This is a genomic window from Clostridium sp. (assembly GCF_016650035.1).
In the GTDB taxonomy this organism is placed as follows: domain Bacteria; phylum Bacillota; class Clostridia; order Clostridiales; family Clostridiaceae; genus Clostridium_AD.
Genome location: NZ_JAENWM010000023.1, coordinates 35,130 through 45,029, shown reverse-complemented (window position 1 = coordinate 45,029; position 9,900 = coordinate 35,130). Strand labels below are relative to the sequence as shown.

The following is a 9,900-nucleotide window of genomic DNA, read 5'->3' as shown; positions in this document are numbered from 1 at the left end:
TTTTTTAAAAATTCTTGCACCGTGCAGGCTTGTTTGCTATACCTGTTTTTATTACAAACCGCTCTAATATCATTAAATTTTATAATTCTATACAACTCAAAACAAATTCAAGTTTTATTTATTAGTTTCCGTGAGTACTCTTACTTTAAGATATATAATTCTATTTATTACTCTATTTTCCTTCTAAGAATAAAAAAAATATATAAAATAAACACCAATGGTTCCCGAATCGTTGTAGCACCTTTTATTCCTAAGTCGTCACAAGTAAAAACACCACAAACTTTTATTGTTTGTGGCGTTTAATAAGAAAAATATGATTTGTTGTCTAACATTTTTTCAACAAATCAATTATTTTGAACAGTTTTATTCAAGCTTTCCATATTCAGTAATGAATTTTAAAGTTGCACATAATGTAAAAGCATCTGTAATCTTGCCCTCTCTAATCAAATTCATCAATTCATTCAAGCTACATTCTACTGCATCTATAATATTTTCTTCTGATTGAAGTTTATCATATGAAAAGGTGGTATCCCATGCAATATAATAATCAACCATTTCATCAGATATACCATTATTTGTTGCGATTGAACCTAACGACTCAAATCGTTCAGCAGTACCTCCAATTTCTTCAAGTAGTTCTCTTTTAGCTCCATCTAAAGATGATTCTCCCTCTTCTACAAAACCTCTTGGGAATTCTATTGATAATTGATTAATTCTTGAACGAAATTCTTTGATTAAAATTATTTTTTTATCTTTTGTAACAGGAACTATAACTGCTCCACCCTTGAGTGCTTCTATATAAATGATATTATTTTCATCACAAACACGATAATAACCATTCTTATATACTTCTTTTTTCAAAAGAATCCACCTACTTTAATTTATTAATTTGAAAAACTTCATTCATATCATCTAGAACAGTATTAGGGTTACTTCTTATTGTTCGTTTTACATTACGGTTAGCTTCTATTGATTTAATTCCATAATCTGATGCAATTCTATCAGTTAAAGATTTCCCTGTCATTTGTACACCTTTTGCAATCAGATAGTCAATAGGTATACTTGCTATATTTCCAAGTGGTGCTATACCTATTATCAAACTAACAACACCGCTTGACACATTTTCTGCTTTTTTTGATATTTGGATCTTAGTATGAAGTTTTTGGATTTCTTGATGATTAGCAGAAATCATATTTGGAATTAGTTGATTACACATCTCACAATATTTATAAAAGGTGTTCTCCATATTTTTTGAATCATTCTCTTTAATGCTTTTTAAATAAGTTTTAAATTCTTGTGTATTACGAATTGCTAATATGTTTTCAAATTTTAGTTGATTAATTATTGCAGAGTAAAATATTAATGGTTCATCTAAAGTTAATGTTTCCTCAGAAAACAAATCTTCTGGCTGTAAAATCCCTCCCTTTGAATCTTCTCTGTAAAAAAATACTTTTTCAGGTGATAATATTTCATTTGATAATAATCGTTCTGGATAAGCGGCAGAAATATGAAACATACTAGGCAGGTTAAAATTATATACAATGTCTGCGTGTTGCATAATCATTTTTGAATTTTTTGTAGCCATCCCAAATTTCTCATTTGCTTGATTATAAATTTCCTGTCTCGTTAAAGTATTTTTCTCTTTTAAATTTAAGATGACATCTTTCCAAACTTCACTTTCATTATCACTTAGAGCAATTGTATTATGCGAGTCTAAAATATGCTTAGAAAAGTTAGATGATACGTTGGATAGTTTCCATTTTAAAGTACTCTTAAAATTATAGTTATTTAGTATTCGCTTTATCGTATCATCTTCAATATTATCATTTAAAGTTTTACTATCTTTGTAGGAATATAACAGATCCTGTATATCTTTTATTTCTTCTCTCATAGTAAATGCTATTATACCTTTTTTAAAATAATCCAACCCTTGTTCTTCTAAGAAAAATTTGTGTAGATTTTTATTATTTACTATAAATGCATCTGGAATAATGATTCTATCATATAACAAAACATAAAATTTAATTAGATTCTTAAATTTTTCATAAGAAATTCGTTCTATAAATACATCATCTGCAAAAATAAAATATACATCTTTTAAATTTCCCATTACACATTTCCCTTCTTTATTAAAATTTAGTTTAAAACACGTTTTATATTAACTAATAAATTTATATATATAATAACATATTTTTCAAGCTGTTTATTTCTCCTAAAGGTATATTCATTCCCCAATCAATTCATATTATATCGAAATATAACATGATTGTCTAATATATCTATTATAACCGTCCCCAACACTCCCACCTTTAACATGGTATAATAAACTAAAACAGAAAGGATGTGTTTTTGTGAGTTTAAGATTTATCTACGGAGGAGCTGGAATGGGGAAAAGTACGTTCTGCTTAAAGGATATAGAAGCTAGAAGCATAACGCAAAAGGAAAAACCCCTAGTACTTTTAGTTCCAGAACAATTCTCCTTTCAAGCTGAAAAGAATCTTATAAAAGTAGTTGGATCCACAGGAATAAAAAACATCCAAGTACTTAGTTTTAATAGACTCGCCTACAAAGTTTTTAGTGAAGCTGGAGGCATAACTAAGAAACCTATGGATGGTTCAGGAAAGGCAATGCTAATTCACAGCATCCTTCAAAAAAACTTAGACCAGTTTAAGGTCTTTAGTGGAGCTGCTAGGCAAAAGGGCTTCGTGGATAATGTAGCAGGAGCTATCACAGAGTTTAAAAAATATAATATAACCCTAGAGGATTTAAATAAGGTAAAAGAAAATTTAGGAGAAAGTCCACTGTTAGTAGATAAAATAACGGATTTATCCCTTATATATGATGGATTTGATAAGGCACTAAGTAAAAATTATATTGACCCAGACGAGGATTTGACAAGGCTTTATACTGCCCTTGAAGGCTGCGATATATTTGATGGTGGGGAATTTTGGCTTGATGAATTTACAGGCTTTACGCCACAGCAATATGGAATCCTTGAAATGCTATATAAAAAGGCTGAGAGGATAAATATAACACTGCCCCTAAAAAGCTCAGCACATTCAAAAACTATAGAGGACTCGGATGCTTTTTATGCTATAAAGGTTACAGAAAATAAATTAATAGACCTTGCAGAAGAAACAGGTACTAGTTTTGAGAAACCTGTAGAGCTACAGGATAGTAAAAATCATAAATATAGTGAAAACGTGGAGCTAAGATTTTTAGAGCAAAATTATTTCGCTTTTCCATATACTAAAAGAACGCAGAAATGTGAAAATATAAAAATATTCAAAGCACTAAATGCATACTCGGAAATAGAGCATGTGGCGGTGGATATCTTAAGGCTATGTAGAGATGAAAGTATAAGATTTAATAAAATAGCAGTAGTAACAGGAGATTTACCTTCCTATGAAAAGCTAATTAAAGCTATATTTACTGAATACAATATTCCCTTATTTATAGATAATAAAAAAGACATAACAAGTAATCCATTAATTGTGCTTATAACTGGAGCTGTGGAGATCTTCACTAAGAACTTTAGCTATGAGGCGATTTTTAGATATCTTAAAACTGGCCTTTTGGATATAGAGAAAGAGCACATAGATATCTTAGAAAATTTCATAATAGCAACAGGAGTTAAGGGCAAAAAGAAATGGACAGAGCCAGAGCTTTGGCAGGAGAAGATAGAATACTATTTTAGAGACTATTACCAAAGAAAAAAAGAAGAAGCTCAAGAAGAAACACAAGAAGCACAAGAAGCACAAGAAACACAAGAAACACAAGAAACAGAAGAAGCACAACAACCAGAAAAAGAGACGCAAGATCAAAAAATAGAAGCTACAATAGAAATCCTAAATCACACAAGACATCTTGTAATAGAGCCACTGCTAACGCTTAAGGAAAAATTAAAAGGCAAAAACACCACCACTAAAATCTGCACAGCCTTATTCGAATTTTTAGAAACCATAAAGGTATATAAGACTATAGAAATATGGATAGAAAATTTCAAGAAGAATGGCGCCCAGGCAGAAGTCACAGAGTACAGTAAAATATGGAACCTAGTAATGGAACTTCTAGATCAGATGGTAGAAGTTATAGGCGATGAAACGTTAACCCTTGAGGAATTTGCATCGGTTATGTCCCTGGGCTTTAGTAAACATAAAATGGGACTTATCCCACCAGCACTTGATGGAGTGTCTGTTAGTAGCGTAGACCGTGTAAAAAGTCATGACATAACTGTCTTATATATTATAGGGGTAAATGATGGAGTGTTCCCAAAAGTAAGTAGGGAAGAGGGGATATTTACAGATGGAGACAGAGTAATTTTAAAAGAAAGTGGAATAGAAATAGCAAATGATACTAAAACGGAAGCTTTTAATGAACAGTATTTAATCTATGCAACCATAACTATTCCAAGTAAATATTTAAATATAAGTTATCCAATTGGAGATTATGAAGGTAAAACTCTAAGGCCTTCCATTATAATATCTAGGTTCAAAGCCTTATTTAAGGGGTTAATAGAAGAAAATAATATAGTAGAATATAGTGGCGAGGACCAAAATACACTAACTGATATTGAAATGCATAAGGTTTGTGCTAAAACTCCCACCTTTAACGGATTAATCTTCGCCCTTAGAAAATACTTAGAAGAGGGTCATATATCTGATATGTGGGTTCAGGTTTATAAATGGTACCAAAACCAACCTGAATTTCGAGAAAAGAGTAACAGAATGTTCGAAGGTTTTGATTATAAGAATGAAGTAAAAATGCTAGAAAAAGAAAAAGTGCACTTGCTTTATGGAGAAAAAAACTATTTTAGCGTATCTAGGATAGAAAAATATGAAGAATGTCCCTTTGCATATTTTGTGCAATATGGCCTAAAAGCAAAAGAAAGAGAGACTTTTACCTTTTCATCCCCAGATCTGGGTAGCTTTATGCACAGTGTGCTTGATAATTTTTCGAAACTTGTGGATAAAAGTGATAAAAAGTGGGCGAATCTCGAAAAAGATTGGTGTGAAGAGAATATCGCAACCATAGTAGAAACGGAAGCATCGGGAAATTCAAGTGGGTATATATTAAACAGTTCTCCAAGATATAAGTATTTTACTGAAAGATTAAAAAGAGTTTTAAAGAGAACTATCTATGTAATAGTTGAGCAAATGAAAAATAGTGGCTTTGAACCCTTTGGCTATGAAGTATCCTTTGGAGTAAAAGACGGAGATTATCCACCGATACCAGTAGAACTATCCACAGGGGAAAAAGTAAATCTAGTGGGCAGGATAGACAGGGTGGATAAATTAATAACTGAGGGAGAAGAATTTTACAGGATAATAGATTATAAATCTGGTAATAAGGACTTTAAACTCTCAGACGTATATTATGGACTTCAAATACAGCTACTTACTTATTTAGATGCTATGCTGACAAATGAAAATAAGATGTCAAAAGAGCCAGTTTTCCCAGCAGGTATTCTGTATTTCAAAATAGATGACCCAGTAATAAAAGCTAAGAATAATTTAGATGAAGAATCACTTGAAAAAGCTATAATGAAAGCGCTGAAAATGAAGGGCCTTCTTTTAGCAGATACAAAGATAATAAGAGAAATGGATAGAAATATAGAGGGGGCATCTCTAGTGGTTCCCGCCTCTATTAAACAAAATGGTGATTTAGGCGCAAATTCCTCAGTGGCAACTGCGGCTCAGTTTGAAACTCTACTGACCCATGTAAAGGAAAACCTAATAAACACTTGCGAGGAAATGCTAAGTGGGGATATAGAAATAAAGCCCTACAAGAAAAAGACTTTCACTCCTTGTAGCTATTGTAAATATACGTCTATTTGCCAATTTGACGCTACTCTTAAGGAAAATACTTATAAGATAATAAAGGATAAAAAAGATGCGGAAATTTGGGAACTGTTAAATTCAAAGGCTATCCCGGGGAGTGGAGAAAAGTTAGAAGCAAATACTTTGGAGGCGAGGAAAAATGACAATTAAAGGTTCAGTAGATAACAAGGAAATACCAGCAAAAGAAGAAGCAGTTGCAGAGGTTGCCTGGACTCCGGACCAAAAAAGTGCAATAACAACTAGAGACTGTAACCTTCTAGTAGCAGCTGCGGCAGGTTCTGGAAAAACAGCGGTACTAGTTGAGAGAATAATAAAAATAGTAACAGATGAAGCTAGGCCAACAGATATAGATAAGCTCTTAGTAGTTACCTTTACAAACGCCGCTGCTTCAGAAATGAGAGAGAGAATAGCGGAGGCAATTTCAGTGGAGCTTCATAAAAATCCAGGAAGTAAACTTCTTCAAAGGCAATTAACTCTACTCAATAAATCTAGCATCACAACAATTCATTCCTTTTGCCTAGAAGTTATAAGAAGTAATTTTCATGTAGTGGATTTAGATCCGAATTTTCGAATAGCGGACACCACAGAAGCGGTTCTTCTAAAACAAGAAGCATTAGAAGAGATGTTCGAAGATAGATATCTATCCTTAAGTGATGAAAATAAAGAGGAGAACTCTACTTTCCTACAACTAGTGGAAGCCTATAGTAACAACAAGGAAGATTTAGGGCTTCAATCAATAGTTCTAAGTCTATATAATTTCGCCATGAGTGCTACAGACCCAACAAAGTGGTTAATAGATAAAGCCGAGGACTTCAACATAAAAGAAGGTTACAATTTTAGTGACACTCCTTGGGCAGCGGTTTTAATGAGAGATCTTAAAACAGAATTAAAAGGTATAGAAAAAGTAATGATAAAAGCACTGAAAATTGTAGAGGGAAATGAAGCTATAGAAGTTTACGCTGATGCTTTTAAAGAAGATTTAGCTAATATATCAGATCTTTTAAGTGCGGCAAATAATAGTTTTGAAAATCTAGCAACCACTTTTGAACTCTTAACCTTTAAAAAACTTCCGACCATAAGGGGATGCAAGGACAAAGATAAACAAAAGATGGTGCAGGACATAAGAAATAAAGTGAAAAAACAATTACAAGTCGCGCAGCAGCAGATAAGCAGTGCATCATCAAGCGAAGCTTTAGAAGATATAAAATCTCTTTACCCACAAATGATGGAGCTATCACAACTAGTTATAGATTTGCAGGAAAAATACAGACAAAAGAAAAAAGATAGGTCCATTATAGATTTCAATGATTTTGAACACTTTTGCCTTTATATATTAACCAAAAGGGATGAGACAGGCGAGGTAGTATTAGATGAGGATGGGAAACCAGAACCTTCAAAAGTTGCCCTGGGGCTTCGATATAAATATGAAGAAATCTTAATAGATGAATACCAAGACAGCAACATGGTTCAGGAAACTCTATTAAATATAATATCCAGAGAGAAATTGGGTACGCCAAACCTATTTATGGTGGGCGATGTAAAACAGAGTATATATAGATTTAGACAGGCAAAGCCAGAACTGTTCTTGGGTAAATACAATAGTTATTCTAAAATAGATGGGGATAAAAAGAGAAAAATAACACTATACAAGAATTTTAGAAGTAGAGAACCAGTTATTAACGCAGTGAATTTTATCTTTAAGCAAGTAATGTGCAAAAACATAGGAGAGCTTGACTATACAGATGAAGAAGCACTAAATTTAGGAGCACACTTTAAAGACAACAAGGATGGATCAGAAGTAGGTGGCGCCGTGGAGCTACATCTCATTGAAAAAGCAGCTCCTGAGCTAACAGAGGATAGCTTTGATAATGAAGAGGGTGAAACAGGCGAGGAAGGCACAATAGCTGAGGAGGAAACTCCAACTAATATTGAACTGGAAGCTAGAATTGTAGCAAAAAGAATAGGAGAACTCATGAACAGAGATGTGATTCATCCTTTTAAGATATATGATAAGAAAATCAAAGATTACAGATTTGTGGACTTCAAAGACATTGTAATATTACTCCGTGCCACCTCAAACTGGGCACCTTCATTTTTAGAACAGTTGAAGCTTGAGGGAATACCTGTTTATGCAGATACGGGCACAGGATATTTTAGCACTATAGAAATTCAAATAATAATGAGCTTTCTACAAATTATAGATAACCCAAGACAAGATATCCCTATGATTTCAGTACTACGTTCTCCAATAGGTGGTTTTAATTCTGAGGAGATAGTAGACATAAGAATAGGTCAAAGAGAAATGAACTTTTACGATGCCATGGTAAACCTTGAAAAGACAGGGGGAAATGTGAAGCTAACAAAATTCATGGAAAAGTTAAACCACTTTAGGGAAATTCAATATTATATGCCCATAGATGAATTCATCTGGCTTCTTTATACTAGCACTGGATATTACGGTTATGTGGGAGCTATGCCGCAAGGAGTCCAAAGACAAGCAAATCTACGAGTGCTGTTCCAAAGGGCTAGGCAGTACGAGGAAACTAGTTATAAAGGGCTATTTAACTTTATAAATTTTATAAACAAGCTAAAAGTAAGTTCTGGGGACATGGGTAGTGCCAAGACACTGGGGGAAAATGAAAATGTAGTTAGGATAATGAGTATTCATAAAAGTAAAGGGCTAGAATTCCCTGTAGTGTTTCTAAGTGGTGCAGGAAAAAACTTTAACCTAATGGACATAAATAAAAGCATATTATTTCATCAGGAATTAGGCTTTGGTCCAGATTTCGTAGATCCAGTTAGAAGAATCTCCTATCCCACAGTACTAAAAGAGGCGCTAAAAAAGACTATAAGGATAGAAAGCCTTTCAGAGGAAATGAGAGTTCTATACGTAGCCTTCACAAGAGCAAAGGAAAAGTTAATAATAACTGGCGCAATGAGAAACATAGAGAAAAATTTAATAAGAATGAGCTCTGTGCTTTCGGAAAGCGGTGAAAAGCTTGGGGAATATGAGATATTAAAAGCCAAAAGCTATTTAGATTGGATAGTCCCTGCGGTAATAAGACATGAGGATGGAAAGATGCTAAGGCAGCTAATAGGAATAGATGATAATAGTGCAAACCTATTAAAGCATCCCGCTAGCTTTGAAACCAGGTTCTGGAATAGGGAAGAAGTAACAAACAATCAAAAGGTGATAGATTCGGTAAGGATTAGTACAGTAGATAAGTTAACCTGGCTTAATGAAAGTGAAACCCAACAGGAACTCCTAGATGCTATTGATAAAAGATTGGGCTTTACCTATAAATATGAAATGTCCACAAAAATGCCTACAGTACTTACAGTAACAGAACTTAAAAGAAAATATAATCAAGAGATTACAGAGGGTCCCTCGGATAATATGTATATGCCAAGACTTATTGTGAAACCGAAATTCTTAGAGGGGACAAAAGGTCTAAGCCCAGCTGAAAAAGGAACCGCTATGCACGCGGTTTTGCAAAGGTTAGATTTAACTAAGGTGGGAAGCATACGTGAAATTAAGTCGCAAATTGATGTTTATATTGATAAAATGTTAATTTCAGAAGAAGAGGGTAAATCAGTGCGAATAGAAAAACTGGTGAAGTTATTTAAAACTCCACTAGGTCAAAGAATGGTAAGTGCATACGGTCAAAATAAGTTAAAAAGAGAAATTCCCTTCCATATAGAAATAAGTTCTACAGAAATAGATAAAACTCTGACCAAAGATATTTATGGAGAGGAAAAAATAATCCTTCAAGGAATTATAGATTGTTACTTCGAGGAAAATGGAGTAATAATACTAGTGGATTATAAAACTGATAAGGTAGAAAATGGTGAGGTTAGTCTTATTATGGAGAAGTATAAGTCTCAGTTAGATTATTATGCAAGGGCGCTGAATCAAACACTTGAAACGCAGGTTAGCGAAAGATATTTGTATTTGTTTGGCATAGATGAAGGGGTGAGGGTATAAAAATTCTTCTGCGTGGCTTGCAATGCGAGCTTGAAACGTGAAATTACATTTGAAATTCTAAACTTTTGCTCATGA

General features: G+C 33.4%; 4 protein-coding genes. 2 read left to right on the top strand and 2 right to left on the bottom strand.

What is annotated here, in order from left to right; genetic code table 11:
- Positions 1-363: 363 nt before the first annotated feature.
- Positions 364-861, bottom strand: coding sequence for an NUDIX hydrolase (locus JJD95_RS07545; protein ID WP_291641931.1), 498 nt, complete (start codon positions 859-861; stop codon positions 364-366).
- Between the two features lie 10 nt (positions 862-871).
- The gene (locus tag JJD95_RS07540) at positions 872-2,110 is read right to left on the bottom strand and encodes a hypothetical protein (protein ID WP_291641929.1); all 1,239 of its coding nucleotides are present in this window, start codon (positions 2,108-2,110) and stop codon (positions 872-874) included.
- A 241-nt stretch (positions 2,111-2,351) separates the two neighbouring features.
- On the opposite strand from JJD95_RS07540, the gene JJD95_RS07535 reads away from it, so the two are divergent.
- On the top strand, positions 2,352-5,990 hold the full coding sequence (locus JJD95_RS07535) for a PD-(D/E)XK nuclease family protein (protein WP_291641927.1): 3,639 nt from the start codon (positions 2,352-2,354) through the stop codon (positions 5,988-5,990).
- Positions 5,980-9,825 (top strand): helicase-exonuclease AddAB subunit AddA, encoded by a 3,846-nt coding sequence (gene addA, locus JJD95_RS07530; RefSeq protein WP_291641925.1) that lies wholly within the window; start codon positions 5,980-5,982, stop codon positions 9,823-9,825. Before JJD95_RS07535 ends, addA begins: the two co-directional genes overlap by 11 nt.
- The last annotated feature ends 75 nt before the right edge of the window (positions 9,826-9,900 follow it).

Excerpts from the sequence above, each read along its gene's own strand:
- JJD95_RS07540 (WP_291641929.1), bottom strand. The coding sequence starts at position 2,110 with ATGGGAAATTTAAAAGATGTATATTTTATTTTTGCAGATGATGTATTT.
- addA (WP_291641925.1), top strand. The coding sequence starts at position 5,980 with ATGACAATTAAAGGTTCAGTAGATAACAAGGAAATACCAGCAAAAGAA.